Consider the following 12,915-nt stretch of genomic DNA (forward strand, 5'->3'; position numbering starts at 1 on the left):
AGCAGTTCGATCGAGCGGGGATCGACGAAGACCTGCGCGCGTGCACGGATCGAGGCTGATGCCCAGCAGACGCGGCGTGCCGCCCTAAGAATGCTGACGCGGCACCACACCCAGCCATGCAGCAAGTTCGCGGCCGCTGCGAAAAGATCCGGCGTTGCCGATCGAGGCTGCGAGGGCCGACGCGGTAAGTGGCCCGATCCCGGGTATTGTTTCGAGAAGCCGACCGGGCGCATCCGTGCGATGGATCGCGCGGATACGACCTTTGAGCTCAGCCACCTTGCTGCCAAGTTCGCGCAAGTGCTCGACGAGCATTTGGATTAACGCCCGGAACGGCTGAGAATGTCCATCATCACGTGTGGAAGGAGCGGCCATGGCCCGTTGGCCACGCAGTTGGATACCCTGTGACAGCACGATGCCGAATTCGCCAAGAAGCCCGCGTATTTGGTTGGCAAGTGCTGTGCGTGATTTGACTAGGCCGGCGCGTGCGCGATGCAGCGACAGCACTGTCTGTTGCGCCTGCGTCTTGAGCGGTACAAAGCGCATGTTTGGTCGCGTTATCGCCTCGCAGATTGCTTCGGCGTCGGCCGCGTCGGTCTTGTTGCTCTTTACGTAAGGCCGGACGAACTGCGGGGCGATCAGTCGAACGGTGTGTCCGAGCTTGGTGAGCTCACGGCCGCAGTAGTGCGACGAGGCGCACGCTTCCATGCCGATTACACACGGTTCGAGCGTAGCAAAATACCGAAGTACATTCGCGCGTCTTAGCTGTTTGCGTACAACGATTTCGCCTTGCGAATTCACTGCGTGAGCCTGCATCACGCTCTTGGCCAGATCCAGTCCAACAGTCGCTATATTCATGATGAACGCTCCTTTGCCGTGAACGTCACGACTTCTCCACTTTGGCATAAACCCCTCGCTGGGTAGCGGGGGTCGTCCATCACATCAGAGCCGACGGCTGGCCTGCCGGTAGGGCTTATCGACGCCCGGACTGCGCGAGAAGGGCTTCCACCACGTTGAAGCCGACGCAGTCGGCCGGATCCAGCCGGCGCAGCTTCGCAAGGAGCCTCAGGGCAACCGCGCGTTCGCAGCGGCGAACGCTGATAAAGGCCAGCGCCTTCAGCGTGAAGAGCCAAAAGCGTGCCGGTCCAGGAATCGTGAAATCTGTGTCGCCTGGCTGTACGGCACACCAGTCAATGTCAATTGACGCTTCCCGGGCTGCAGCTGTCAAAGCCTTGGTTGCAACTTCCTTCGCCTCGCCAAGTTCGCCCCGGTTCGCGTGAAACTTGTATAGCAGATAGTAGGGTGGCAGGCAGCGCGGGTGAGAAAGAACGGCGGTCCACAATGCAGCGGTCACATCGTCCCAGCGGCCGCCACGTGTGTCCTCGATTAAGCGCAATACGGAAGGAGGCACGGCGCCGCCAAACAGATCTGCCGACTCAATGCCAGTAAGGATATTCATTGATTTGCTCCGAAGCGATAAGCCTTCTGCACCTTCCTGTGGTAGGCGGAAGCCGAAATGACGAGGTCGTTTTCGTCTATCCGAACTTGAACTGGATTCCGTGACCACCCCTCGGATACTCCCAGGAAAGGTTGTGGTGTTCCCCGCATAGAATGCGACAACTGCCGCATTCAAGGCAACCGTCGGTAATTAGTGTCACGGCGCCGTTGTTCTCATTCCGATAACAGGAAGCGGGGCAGACGAACGTACAGCTTTTATCGCTACATTCATTAATGCAGGTTTCGGGATTTCTTATTTTGACGTGTGGCCGGCCAACGTCAACGCGGTAACGGTTTTGGAATAGCTTCTCGTCGATGTTCACAGTAAGTCTGGTCATCGGAAGGCCCTCCAGAGTTTGTATGCGTCGCCCACCAGGCCTGTTAGTGAGCGACTTTTGCGGAAGCTCGCCATGACATCCACTTTCTTTGTCTGCTTGTCCACGCCGTCGACCGTAATCATTGTCCGAGCCGCTTTAGCGACTAGATCAGGATATGTGGTGAAAAACTGCGGATTGTGATGCAAGATCTTCGGCATGTCTCGGTACTTGAACAGGTCCTTCATAACGAAACTCTTGTCGAGCGCGGCCTTGTACCCGGAGAGGGCGCTAGCCCGATAGCTGTGGCCTCCGGAGGCTTTTGCGGCTATCGCGGTCTCCGCGGCGAGACGTCCTGTCGTCATGGCAAGATTAGAACCTTCGCGATGTACGGAATTGACGAAGCCACCGGAATCGCCGACGATCATCCAGCCGTTCCCGTACACTTCCGGGATTGCATTGAAGCCCCCCTCGGGGATCAGATGCGCACAGTACTCCTTCATTTCACCGCCAGCGATGAGCGGGGCGATGGACGGATGACGTTTCATTTTTTCAAGTAACACATATGGGCTTGTACGGTTCGAGTTGTTTTTGAAGTCGCTCAGCATACAGCCGACGCCGATTGTCAGCGACTCCTTGTTAGTGTACAAGAAGCCGGTTCCAGCCATGCCATCGGTGATTCGGCCGACCATCTCAATGACGACGCCTTCGTTATCGGCAACATTAAACCGCTGGCAAATTGTTTCCTCAGGAAAAAAGAGAATCTCCTTCACAGCCAGCGCGACATTGCCCGCCTTGATTTCGCCGTGAAAACCTGCCTTACGCGCCAATGTCGAATTGACGCCGTCCGCGAGGACCACGATGTCCGCATAAACTTCACCGTGTTGGCGGTCGCATTGCACGCCGACAACCTGGTCTCCGTCCATTATCAGGCGATTCACGGTGGTCTCGCAGATCAGCAAAGCGCCTGCTTCACGTACTTTCGACGAAAACCACTTGTCGAACTGTGCCCGTATGATCGTGTAACGGTTATATGGGGGATTGTTGTAGTCTTCGCTGCGCGCGTGCGTGCCCACAAACGAGGTATCGTCGAGCATCCACAGGCGTTGCTCGATGATGTGGCGCTCGAGAGGGGCATCGTCACGGAAGTCCGGAATGATCTGTTCCAGTGCATTGGCGTAAAGGATCGCGCCCTGAACGTTTTTGCTTCCGGGATACTCGCCGCGTTCAATCTGAAGCACTTTCAGGCCGCCTTTCGCCATAACGTAGGCTGCGGCGTTGCCTGATGGTCCAGCTCCGACCACAATGGCGTCGAATTTGGGGGAGGTTATCATGTTTGTTTTCCTTACGAGTCTAGCCGCTGCGGTATCAGGTGCTGCTTAAAGGCCTGTGTTAGTTCCGGTAGTACGCGCATTGCGTCCCCCACAACGCCGTAGTGTGCGAAATCAAAAATCGGTGCGTTTGGGTCGGTGTTGATCGCGACGATGACGTCAGAGCTTTCCATTCCGACCCGATGCTGGATCGCACCAGAGATTCCCGCGGCGATATAAAGCTTGGGCCTGACAGTTTTGCCGGTCTGTCCGATCTGGCGTTCGGCTCGGACCCAACCCGCCTGAACGCATGGGCGGCTCGCGCCGACTTCGCCACCGAGCACCTGCGCCAGCTCGAATAGCAGCATGAAGTTCTCGCGATTCTTGAGTCCCTTGCCGCCGCTCACGATCACGTCCGCGTAGGCAAGGTTGATTTGATCACTTGTCTCGTCAGGGATGAAGTCAAGCAATTTGGTTACTATATTGGCCTCGATCATCCCGAGCGTTTCCTGCACGATCTCGCCACTGCGGCCTTGCTGCGCCGGCGGCATGGGCATGACTCGTGGACGCACAGTCGCCATCTGAGGGCGGGATTCGAGCGTCATGATCGTACAAAGCAGAGAGCCGCCGAAGGTCGGCCGCGTCGCAGCTAGTACACGCGAGGCGGGATCGATATTCAACTCAGTGCAGTCGGCTGTAAGGCCAGTCAGAAGCCGTGTTGCGACAGAGCCCGCGAGATCTCGGCCCATTGAAGTCGCACCGAGCAACAGTATCTCGGGGCAGTACTTGCTAGCCAGATCTGACAGGCCTTTCGTGAACGGTTCGTTGCGATAACCGCGCAACACCGGATCGTGGATGACATACGCTTTGTCCGCACCCAAGGTGAACGCCTCAGCGGCAAACTGCTCGAGTGGCTCTTCAGTACCACCGAGTACCGCGACAGCGACGTCGCTGCCGAGTTTATCGGCGAGCTTGCGAGCCTCACCGACCAGTTCCCACGATACGCTGTGCGCACGGCCACGATCGTGCTCGATGAAGACCCACACGCCCCGATAGTCTTTCATACGGTCGGGGAGTTCTACGCTGCAGCCGTTAGCGTGTGCGATCGGCTCGGCCGGTTTTTGTTTCCAAGCAACAAGCGAATTCATCCATTCCTCTCCGTGAGCCGCAGGTCCATCTCTAGCGTCGGATGGCGAGTAAAGATCTTACGCACAAGTTGAGCCGCCGCGTCCTGGAGACTCGACTCGTCGAATTCGATCATCTCGGTATCTTCTGCACGCGGCGTTGCGCCGAACACCTTACGTACGACGGTAGGTGAACCCTTCAGCCCGATCTTGCTGGCGTCATCGATCCCGGCCTGCTGGCGGTTCCACTTGCGCACGGGGAAGCCAGCGGCATGGATTACTCTGGGCAGTGTTGCGAAACGCAGATCGTTCGTGTTCTCAAGCATCGTGACAAGGCACGGCAACGCAGTCTCGAGTACCTGAACGCCCCCTTCAGCACGGCGTTCGGCCATGATCGTGCGTCTGCCGAGGTCGATCTCGAGGATTCTCGACACGTAGGTAAGCAGTTGGATGTCCATGCGCGTCGCGATGCCCGGGCCGACTTGGGCTGTATCACCGTCGATCGTTTGTTTGCCTGCAAAGATCATATCCACTGAGCGTTCACTCGCGATCTGGCGGATCGCGGCGGCCAACGCATAAGAAGTGGCGAGGGTGTCGGCGCCGGCGAACGACCGGTCGGTGATGAGCACGGCGTCGTCTGCACCGTAGCTGATGCATCTACGCAGTGCGTCCTCGGCCTGTGGTGGTCCCATAGAAAGTATCGTGACCCATGCGTCGAAGCGGTCTTTTAGCCGTAACGCTTCTTCTAGCGAGAAGAGATCGTAAGGATTGACGATTGCCGGCACGCCTTGCCGCATGATGGTGTTGGTCACAGGGTGAACCCGAATCTGGGCAGAATCCGGTACTTGCTTGATGCAAACGACAATATGCATTGAGATTCTCCTAATCAGACGCCGCTGGGTGCCGACTGCGACGCGCACAGGCTTTTCAGGAAGACGACATGGCGGTCGGCGGCCTTCTAAAGACTTTAAACACTCGTTGTTCAGGGGGCGCGGATACAACGAAGTCGTCGCAGGCCTTCCGCAGCAAGCCGTGATAGATCAGCCGTCGTGGAGGGCGGCGCGTCGTCCTGTTGTTCGATGTACCGAAAGAAACGTTTCATGATGTGCAGGCGGTTCAACTTCACTATCCTTTTGTCGAGGGCAATGCAAAAGAGACGCGGAAATCCTCCATAGATGAAAATGGACGAAGTCTCGGATAAGTCCTTCCATGGGTTTGCTCCTCCTAAGTCCGTTTCTCGCTATGAGCGGCCTCCAGGACGCTCTGACTCGCGTGCTCCGTACCTCACTCAAAAAGCGGCGGAGATCGATTGCGCTAGGCGCCTTCTTATGTCGCGTGGCGAAGGCGCGGATGTGCGGCGGCAGTAGCGGCACAAGCCGCTCCGATACCTTCAGGCCCGAAGCGTCATATGCGTCACGTTCGCCTTGAGACCCAGAATGGTTGCCTAGCACTGTAGACCGTTGCCGGCGGACCTCTGCAGGATCGAATCCTTCGTCGGTTGCGACGTGTTTGGAAAGGCCGTCTGTGTGAATTCCCGCTTCGTGAGTAAAAATGCCTCGACCGATGATGCTTTTTCCAAAGGAGACGGCTCGGCCCGACGCATGTTCGACCAGCAACGAAATACCGGGCGGCGCGTTAGTGTCGACGCCGGTATCTCGTCGCAGAAGATGACGTGCTCCCATCACGACTTCCTCTAGCGCCGCGTTGCCGGCTCGCTTGCCTAGACCGTTGACGGTGGTGCTGGCATGTGTTGCGCCTGCCGCAAGGGCCGTTAACGTGTTGGCTGTGGCAAGCCCGAGATCGTCGTGCGCGTGGATTTCGATCTCGAGGTCCACGGCAACGCGCAGCGCCGCAATCGCCTGGTATGTCTTAAACGGATCCAGCACGCCGACCGTGTCTGCGAAACGCAAGCGCTGAACCCCTTGCTGCTGTGCGCATTGAGCCACTTCGATGACAAAGGAAGGATCCGCGCGCGAGGCGTCTTCCATGCCGAGAGAAATGGTTGCGCGACTTCCGATTGCTATGTCGACTATGCGGTCAATTTGACGCAGAACGCACGTACGGGACTGCTGCAGCTTGTGGCGCAGATGAATATCCGAAACAGGGATGGAGAGGTGAGCGATATCGGCATTGCAACGCAATGCCGCCGCGAGGTCGCCTTCGGTGAGGCGTCCCCAAACGACTATACGAGAGTCGAGACTTAAGCCGGAAATTTCCGCTATGCACGCCATTCCCTCGTCGCCCATTGCGGGAACCCCGACTTCGAGTTCCGTCACGCCGGCCTGAGACACGGCGCTCGCGATCGCGCATTTTTTCTCGGCGCGAAATGCGACTCCTGCAGTCTGCTCATCATCGCGGAGCGTCGTGTCATTGATAATTGGAAGATGCATGTCAAGTCTCTCCAGAGGTGTCGATTGCGCCGCAAACATCGTGCCAATGGGACGTTCCGGCCGGAGTATGGTTCTGTTTGAACCTGAAAGGCATCATGTCGGGATTCGGAGTACTTGGTGTGATAAGTCGCGTCGGGAATGTGCCATTCCCAACAGTGTCGCGCTTGAATCTGGCCGATCGGGTTATCGGCGAACGCGAAAGCGGTTGCTTTGATCGCGAGTAATTCAAATGAATAAGAACTGAGACACAGCGCCAGCGTGGCTGGACTACCCATGTGTCATGGTGACGGAGCACACGGCGATGCTCTCGGCTTCAAGTATCGTCCACTCGCACATCGTGCGTTTTCGCGATGGCATGGATTTCGCTGGGAGCAATGGCACACCCACCGTTCATTGCGGAGAGATACCATGCACGACTGCGCGAATGCCGGCGCTCTGATCTTGGCCGACGGCGCCGGAGTCACACACATCATGCCATCGGTGTCGGCCGCGGATCCACTTGCCGGATACGGCCGCCCCGATTCAAATGGCGCACCAGCCGGGTCAAGTTGCTGTTCGACCGACGCACCAGAGAACATCAATGCGGAGGTGTGGGAAAGGATCAGAGATCACCCGTGTTATTCGGAGGAAGCGCATCGCCATTATGCGCGCATGCATGTCGCAGTGGCGCCCGCCTGCAATATCCAATGCAACTACTGCAACCGAAAGTATGATTGCTCGAACGAGTCGCGGCCTGGTGTGGTATCAGAGAAGCTCGCGCCGGATCAGGCCGTGAAAAAGGTGATGACCGTCGCCTCGAGGATTCCGCAATTGACTGTCGTCGGGATCGCGGGCCCGGGGGATGCACTGGCCAATCCGAACAAAACGTTCGACACCTTTCGTATGCTTCGCGAACTCGCGCCGAAAATTAAGCTATGTCTTTCGACGAACGGCCTTTCTCTGCCTGACTATGTCGACGAAATTTGCGATTACGGCATTGATCACGTGACGATCACTATCAACATGGTCGACCCTGTCATCGGCGAAAAGATCTATCCATGGATCTTTTGGGATCACAGCAGAGTCACGGGCGAAGAGGCCGCGCGAATTCTGCACGAGCGGCAGATGCTAGGGCTCGACATGTTGAGCGCGCGTGGCGTACTTACGAAGATCAACTCGGTACTCATCCCTGGCATCAACGACGAGCACCTGGTCGAAGTGAATCGTGAAGTAAAGAGGCGGGGTGCGTTTTTGCACAACATCATGCCGCTGATCTCGGATCCTACGCACGGCACGTATTTCGGTGGCCGTGGCCAGCGCGAGCCTACCGCTCGCGAGTTGAAGGCCGTGCAGGACGCCTGCATGGGCGGCGCGGCCCTAATGCGCCATTGCCGGCAATGTCGTGCAGATGCCGTAGGCCTTCTGGGCGAAGACCGCCATCACGAGTTTTCGCTTGCAAGCATCGAACACATGGACGCCGTGGACAAGCTTGATCTTGGCAGTACACGTCAACGCCGCGTGGACGCCGCAAGCGATGGAGAGCGCGAGATGAAACATAAGACACGAAGCTTGTCAGGAGCGACCCAGGTGCTAGGCGATGTCGAGGTGCGGATTGCCGTTGCGACGAAGGGAGATGGGCTCGTCAACGCACATTTCGGCCACGCTTCCGAGTTCCAGATTTTCCAGGTCAGCGCCGCTGGAGCCCTCTTTGTCGCGCACCGCCGCGTGGGCGCCTATTGCCGCGGCGGCGATGGCGATGAGGATGACTTGCGGCCGATCGTACACGCGATCAACGATTGCCATGCTGTGCTGGTTGCAAAGATTGGCTTGTGCCCACGGAAGTCGCTATTAGAAGCGGGAATCGAACCCGTGGATATGTACGCCCACGAACCAATCGAAAAAGCCGCGCTTGCATGGCTCACCGATTATTGTGGCCGTCTCACGACTGGCGAAATTGACCACGCGGACCGCGGCGACGCGACAATCCCACAGATCGGGTTGACTAGGGTGGGAGAAGACGCCCCTGTTTGAGCGGCAGGTAGCGCAGTCGTCCTGACGTGCTCGGTTACACCGAAAATCATCACAAGGAGTGCATGGTATGGCCCTAAAGATCATTTCCTCCGCCTGCACTGGCTGCTCGGCTTGCGAGCCACAATGCCCAAACGTCGCCATCATCGAGAAAGGCGGCGTCTTCGCAATTGATCCGAGAAAATGTACCGTGTGCGAGGGGCAATTCGATAGTCCGCAATGCGTGGCGGCGTGCCCTGTGGACGGGTGCATCGTGCCGGCCTAGCGCTCTGTTCCGCTTGCCTTGCGCAGTGTACCCGACGATTGTTCAATTCGACGATTTTTAAATCATGTTGCCAAATTTTGCAGTGACACCCGCCGCCGAAGAGTTCCTTCACCGTATCGTGCGCTTTTCCGGTCTGCCATCCGGTGCGGGCGTTCGTATTTGTGTGAGTACTTGCGGTTGCTCCAGATACGAAGCCGGACTGAGCGCCACGGCCGATGCGCAGCCCGGTGATGAGACTACGGAGATCAATGGACTGCGGATTTTCTTGCCGGCAGAAACTCGGCTGTTGCTCGACGGCTTTACCGTCGACTTCGTCGAAACACAAGACAGGTGTGGCCTTGCATTCAACAGTGGCAATCATGCATTTGGCGCCGCCGCGCGCGCGGCGGCGCAGGCGAGTTGAGCGTCTCGCGCATCGACGCGAGTGCGATCGGACGCCGACGTAACTCATTGCCACGGGAGGTGTCATGAAGCGTGCATCGCGGTATTTAAATGAGCTGGGCGTGAGGGACGTCGAGAGCGACGATGCAGTCGAACTTGCTTTTCCACCACGGTTCGCCGTTGGCGAGCGAGTGATTGCACGTGCCGTGATTCGTAACGACGGTACATACAACGGTAAGGCTATGGGGGAGCTGCTCGTGAGCCAAGGCGATGCCGGTTATGTCACTGCAATCGGCACGTTTCTGCAGCGGTTCTACGTCTATGCGGTTCACTTTTTCGAAGGAGACCGCCGCGTTGGAATGCGCGCGAAGGAGCTCTGCACGCTCGATCGCCTGCCGCAGGACGTGCTCGCCCAACTGGGGAGGCGCGCCGACGCGCTTCGCTGGATCGGTTCGTGGCACGCCGATATGGAGAAGGAGAACTGCGCGCAGATGCCGACGCTAAGCGCTGAGCGCATTAGCGAGCCGTTCGATGATGGTGGACTCCCTTAACTCAGCCAGTTTGTGTGGGATAAGGCGGGATCGTACTGCGCACGTGCGGCATGTCCGCCGGTTGTTGCAGCCATACGTCTGGTGGCGCGAATCGCTTAACCAACCCGGGAGATATCAACGTGAAGGTCACAATCCGAAAGGATGACAATGGCGTATTCAGGGCCTATGTTCCGAAGAAGGATGTCGAGGAGCCAATCGTCTACATCGATGGAGCGCAGCTTTGGGGTGGACGTATTACGCTTGCTAACGGCTGGGAGTTTCAGTTGCCCGAACTTGCGAGCGACACCTCGCTTCCGGTAACTGTCGAGGCGCGGCGCGTGTCAGGCGGGTGGGAATGACATGGGCCTTACTGTGGAACAGATTCATGCGATAACTGAGCTGGTTTGTACCGAACCGACGCTGCAGGAAGCCGCGGTAATTTGGCGAAAGCGCTATCCCGATGTGCGTATCATTCGGATCACCGCAGTCGAGCTAAGCGATGAGAAGCCCTTCCTCGAGTTCCGTGGTCGCCGGGTCTATCTAGCGACATGGACCGGCTTTTGCATTAATGTGACCACGGAGGCAGCGCAAGCGGATATGCTAATATTGGCAGAAGAGGCGTTTTGCGATGGCGACTGAAGAATTCGCACTTTGCGAGCTTGAATACCACACTACGGCGATCTAGTGTTTTCCCGGGCTTTTGAGTCGTTGGAGCGGTGGTCCGACGCTCGATTCGTTCGAGCTTACGGTCGCTCGGCGCAGCGATGCCGTTGTCGCGGTGAATCGACGCTCGGCAGCTCGATGACCCTGCGTGTGCTGGGCATCGGGCTGGGTGACGCAATTGCCAGCGCACCCTGCACATCTCATCCCATAGATTGCACATGGATTATCTTGGCCGGCTTAGGGCCTCGCCTGTATTTGCCGATATCAACTGCCTCGACGTGAGGAGGACAGTGCAGAATATCGGTGAGCGGACGTACGCAATTAGTCAGTGACGGCGAACGCTTGGCCTACGAATTGCAATACCGGTTTTCGGTCACGGGAAGGTGGGTTGACCGTCGGTGTCTCGCGGTTTTCGTGTGCCGTTTAAGGCTGGCTCCGGGTCAGCTCGCCGCCTCGTTCGGCATCGCGCACGTAGGATGCCTCGATGAACCAACTGCCAAACGCAACATGTGGAAACCTCGCTAGCGCGAGGCGTCGGGATGTTAGGCGGTGCTATGCATCATAGAACAATAGGAATCACGCGCTCTATGCCGTCTTCACCTGCACTGTGTTCCGCCTGGGCCGCCAACGAAGACGTATCGGGTCCACCAACTTGGATTGTGGTTATCGGCGGAAATATAACCGCCATCTCCGTTGCTGAATGGACCGGCCGCGTGGTAGCAGGTCGATCGCACCGACAAGTGCGGATCATCCCAGGCAGCAGTGTCAGCGAGGTTGTAGTAGTAGAGGTTGCGCTGATAAGCTGCGTGGCCATATAGTGGGCTGTCCCAATTACCACTACCGGCGCCTGGCCAAGACGTAAGCCCAGTTGTTTCTGTACCAAACGAAATCAAGGTCGCGTTATGACTGTTCTGTCCGCCTTGATAGAACTCCGCGGGGTAGTAACCAATCGCCACGCCGTCACGAAAGAGCCACCAGTTCCCGTGTGCGTCGCGATGATATCCGGCACTGAACTCGTGCTGTTGACCGCCGGGAGAACTGATGTCAACTAACGCGCCCCCGAGTACCGCTTTCTCCGAAACCTGCACGAAATCCCCGCAGCTGTTGTTCCAGCATCCGGTGTTCACGTAGTTATCGGCGGTGCTGTAGATGAAGAAGTGCGGCAGATTGTCCCCAAACTTGGAAGGCGAGACTACCCAGCCAGTCTCTTCTGACTGTAAAGGGTTTGCACCGCCGGCTCTGTCTCCACCAATAATCCAGATCTGGGACAAACTAAAGAACTGACCCGCCGCAGCATCCACTTTCGGATTCCAGACATTGAACGTGACGTTGCCCCCGAGATTCTCGACGTTTTGCTCGAATGTCGCATATTTGTGTGTATAGGTATCCGCGGAGAGTAATTGACTCGCGATAAAGGGTGCATTCGCTGATTCGCTGCTTGACGGGAGCCTGGTCATCGGTGGAGGCGCCTTTCTGTGATATGCATCTACTGTCGTAAATCGACTAAGCTCTTCCAGTGTGACTCTATTCAAGGGGACGCTGCCCGTACCACAGCTTGGCGTATTCACGCCGTTTTGCAACTGTTCCGACGACCCTACCGATCGGCTGGATAAGTCACCGTTGAGGTTTGTCGCTGACGCTAACTGTGGAGGTGTTGCGATTTTCCTTATTTGATATCTCCGGACAGCAGGTTGCTCCATCACCGGAACGCAGTCATAGGTTTGGCCGTTCGCAATAAAGCTCCCTGAGACGTGTACTCCGTTGTAACGTTCAATAATCGCTTGGCGCATCACTTCGAAAGCAGACGGATCATTGACTTTGTAGGTGCGCGATATTGGAGGCTGATTGTCTGACTCAAGATGCGCCCCGGACCCTAGCCAAGGGTGACCAATAAAATCCTGAGCGGCGGCAGCTTTCGTGTCAGCCATGAATCTGTCAAATGATTCCATATGGGAATCCATGCTCTGCGAGTATGCGGGCATTGTCCATGTTGATATCCCGATCAGGAACGCAGAAGAGACATATTGAATTGTGTTTGCAAGTCTACCGAGTTGTTTCCCGTTGCGAGGATTTACAACGAGGAATTCTTGTGCACAGAGGTAAATAGACTGCGGCGACATATGATGTTCCTTGGACTTAACTTTTTTGCAAGCCAGATATGGAATGACAGGCGCCGGCTCATTGTGGCGTTTCAAGGTCGATTCAATAATTGCATGCGCTCAGCCGCGGAATAATTGCTCAAATGCCCTTCACGAGCGGCCTGGCGGCGTGCTGCCGTAATGAGTGCCTTGTTGCGTGGAGGGGCGGACGGTGCGCTGACCTGCTTATCCATCGCATTACTGCTACAGCGCGGACAAGACGCCAACGAATTGGTGCGCACAAGTGTCTCGAACCGAAAATTGCAGTTGCGGCATACATAGTCGTAAAGCGGCACGAG

The 12,915-nt window shown here is 57.0% G+C and carries 14 protein-coding genes and 2 pseudogenes; 6 read left to right on the forward strand and 10 right to left on the reverse strand.

Annotated elements, in window-relative coordinates; translation table 11 throughout:
• Positions 1–84: 84 nt before the first annotated feature.
• The 8 genes and pseudogenes from ACOJB8_RS32370 to ACOJB8_RS32405 all read right to left on the reverse strand — a co-directional run.
• Complete coding sequence (locus tag ACOJB8_RS32370; protein WP_475016202.1) at positions 85–855, reverse strand: IS110 family RNA-guided transposase; 771 nt, start codon at positions 853–855, stop codon at positions 85–87.
• 115 nt (positions 856–970) lie between these two features.
• Positions 971–1,456 (reverse strand): hypothetical protein, encoded by a 486-nt coding sequence (locus ACOJB8_RS32375; RefSeq protein WP_069268286.1) that lies wholly within the window; start codon positions 1,454–1,456, stop codon positions 971–973.
• A gap of 76 nt (positions 1,457–1,532) precedes the next feature.
• The gene (locus tag ACOJB8_RS32380; protein WP_475016204.1) at positions 1,533–1,832 is read right to left on the reverse strand and encodes a ferredoxin family protein; all 300 of its coding nucleotides are present in this window, start codon (positions 1,830–1,832) and stop codon (positions 1,533–1,535) included.
• Positions 1,829–3,142: an FAD-dependent monooxygenase gene (locus ACOJB8_RS32385; protein WP_475016206.1), complete on the reverse strand. Its 1,314-nt coding sequence runs from the start codon at positions 3,140–3,142 to the stop codon at positions 1,829–1,831. The genes ACOJB8_RS32380 and ACOJB8_RS32385 overlap by 4 nt, the downstream gene beginning before the upstream one ends.
• Positions 3,143–3,153: 11 nt before the next feature.
• Positions 3,154–4,266: an electron transfer flavoprotein subunit alpha/FixB family protein gene (locus ACOJB8_RS32390; protein ID WP_475016208.1), complete on the reverse strand. Its 1,113-nt coding sequence runs from the start codon at positions 4,264–4,266 to the stop codon at positions 3,154–3,156.
• Complete coding sequence (locus ACOJB8_RS32395) at positions 4,263–5,114, reverse strand: electron transfer flavoprotein subunit beta/FixA family protein (RefSeq protein WP_342925357.1); 852 nt, start codon at positions 5,112–5,114, stop codon at positions 4,263–4,265. The genes ACOJB8_RS32390 and ACOJB8_RS32395 overlap by 4 nt, the downstream gene beginning before the upstream one ends.
• 55 nt (positions 5,115–5,169) lie before the next feature.
• A pseudogene (locus ACOJB8_RS32400) lies at positions 5,170–5,368 on the reverse strand (nitrogenase-stabilizing/protective protein NifW).
• 145 nt (positions 5,369–5,513) lie between these two features.
• Positions 5,514–6,632, reverse strand: a pseudogene (locus ACOJB8_RS32405) (homocitrate synthase/isopropylmalate synthase family protein); the annotation flags it as partial.
• 408 nt (positions 6,633–7,040) lie between these two features.
• Between ACOJB8_RS32405 and nifB the strand changes: the two are divergent.
• The 6 genes from nifB (at position 7,041) to ACOJB8_RS32435 (ending at position 10,454) form a co-directional block, all read left to right on the forward strand.
• Complete coding sequence (nifB, locus tag ACOJB8_RS32410) at positions 7,041–8,642, forward strand: nitrogenase cofactor biosynthesis protein NifB (RefSeq protein ID WP_475016210.1); 1,602 nt, start codon at positions 7,041–7,043, stop codon at positions 8,640–8,642.
• Positions 8,643–8,709: 67 nt separating this feature from the next.
• The gene (locus tag ACOJB8_RS32415; protein ID WP_083245579.1) at positions 8,710–8,904 is read left to right on the forward strand and encodes a 4Fe-4S binding protein; all 195 of its coding nucleotides are present in this window, start codon (positions 8,710–8,712) and stop codon (positions 8,902–8,904) included.
• Positions 8,905–8,968: 64 nt separating this feature from the next.
• The gene (locus ACOJB8_RS32420) at positions 8,969–9,307 is read left to right on the forward strand and encodes a HesB/IscA family protein (RefSeq protein ID WP_475016212.1); all 339 of its coding nucleotides are present in this window, start codon (positions 8,969–8,971) and stop codon (positions 9,305–9,307) included.
• A 64-nt stretch (positions 9,308–9,371) separates the two neighbouring features.
• On the forward strand, positions 9,372–9,836 hold the full coding sequence (locus tag ACOJB8_RS32425) for a nitrogen fixation protein NifZ (RefSeq protein ID WP_368619633.1): 465 nt from the start codon (positions 9,372–9,374) through the stop codon (positions 9,834–9,836).
• Between the two features lie 119 nt (positions 9,837–9,955).
• Complete coding sequence (gene nifT, locus ACOJB8_RS32430; RefSeq protein WP_069268344.1) at positions 9,956–10,174, forward strand: putative nitrogen fixation protein NifT; 219 nt, start codon at positions 9,956–9,958, stop codon at positions 10,172–10,174.
• Between the two features lies 1 nt (position 10,175).
• A complete protein-coding gene (locus ACOJB8_RS32435; protein WP_069268291.1) occupies positions 10,176–10,454 on the forward strand; it encodes a hypothetical protein in 279 nt (92 codons plus the stop codon).
• Between the two features lie 620 nt (positions 10,455–11,074).
• On the opposite strand, the gene ACOJB8_RS32440 is transcribed toward ACOJB8_RS32435, so the two are convergent.
• Together ACOJB8_RS32440 and ACOJB8_RS32445 are read right to left on the reverse strand one after the other, a co-directional pair.
• Positions 11,075–12,673 (reverse strand): neprosin family prolyl endopeptidase, encoded by a 1,599-nt coding sequence (locus ACOJB8_RS32440; RefSeq protein ID WP_475016215.1) that lies wholly within the window; start codon positions 12,671–12,673, stop codon positions 11,075–11,077.
• Positions 12,670–12,912, reverse strand: coding sequence for an FmdB family zinc ribbon protein (locus ACOJB8_RS32445; protein ID WP_083245582.1), 243 nt, complete (start codon positions 12,910–12,912; stop codon positions 12,670–12,672). The genes ACOJB8_RS32440 and ACOJB8_RS32445 overlap by 4 nt, the downstream gene beginning before the upstream one ends.
• Between the last annotated feature and the right edge of the window lie 3 nt (positions 12,913–12,915).

This window comes from Paraburkholderia sp. BR10141 (assembly GCF_056155635.1).

What these genes read in the sequence shown, in the direction of transcription:
- nifB (WP_475016210.1), top strand. Translation starts at nt 7,041, where the DNA reads ATGCACGACTGCGCGAATGCCGGCGCTCTGATCTTGGCCGACGGCGCC.
- ACOJB8_RS32395 (WP_342925357.1), bottom strand. Translation starts at nt 5,114, where the DNA reads ATGCATATTGTCGTTTGCATCAAGCAAGTACCGGATTCTGCCCAGATT.
- ACOJB8_RS32375 (WP_069268286.1), bottom strand. Translation starts at nt 1,456, where the DNA reads ATGAATATCCTTACTGGCATTGAGTCGGCAGATCTGTTTGGCGGCGCC.
- ACOJB8_RS32425 (WP_368619633.1), top strand. Translation starts at nt 9,372, where the DNA reads ATGAAGCGTGCATCGCGGTATTTAAATGAGCTGGGCGTGAGGGACGTC.
- ACOJB8_RS32420 (WP_475016212.1), top strand. Translation starts at nt 8,969, where the DNA reads ATGTTGCCAAATTTTGCAGTGACACCCGCCGCCGAAGAGTTCCTTCAC.
- ACOJB8_RS32385 (WP_475016206.1), bottom strand. Translation starts at nt 3,142, where the DNA reads ATGATAACCTCCCCCAAATTCGACGCCATTGTGGTCGGAGCTGGACCA.
- ACOJB8_RS32435 (WP_069268291.1), top strand. Translation starts at nt 10,176, where the DNA reads ATGGGCCTTACTGTGGAACAGATTCATGCGATAACTGAGCTGGTTTGT.
- ACOJB8_RS32370 (WP_475016202.1), bottom strand. Translation starts at nt 855, where the DNA reads ATGAATATAGCGACTGTTGGACTGGATCTGGCCAAGAGCGTGATGCAG.
- ACOJB8_RS32415 (WP_083245579.1), top strand. Translation starts at nt 8,710, where the DNA reads ATGGCCCTAAAGATCATTTCCTCCGCCTGCACTGGCTGCTCGGCTTGC.
- ACOJB8_RS32380 (WP_475016204.1), bottom strand. Translation starts at nt 1,832, where the DNA reads ATGACCAGACTTACTGTGAACATCGACGAGAAGCTATTCCAAAACCGT.
- ACOJB8_RS32390 (WP_475016208.1), bottom strand. Translation starts at nt 4,266, where the DNA reads ATGAATTCGCTTGTTGCTTGGAAACAAAAACCGGCCGAGCCGATCGCA.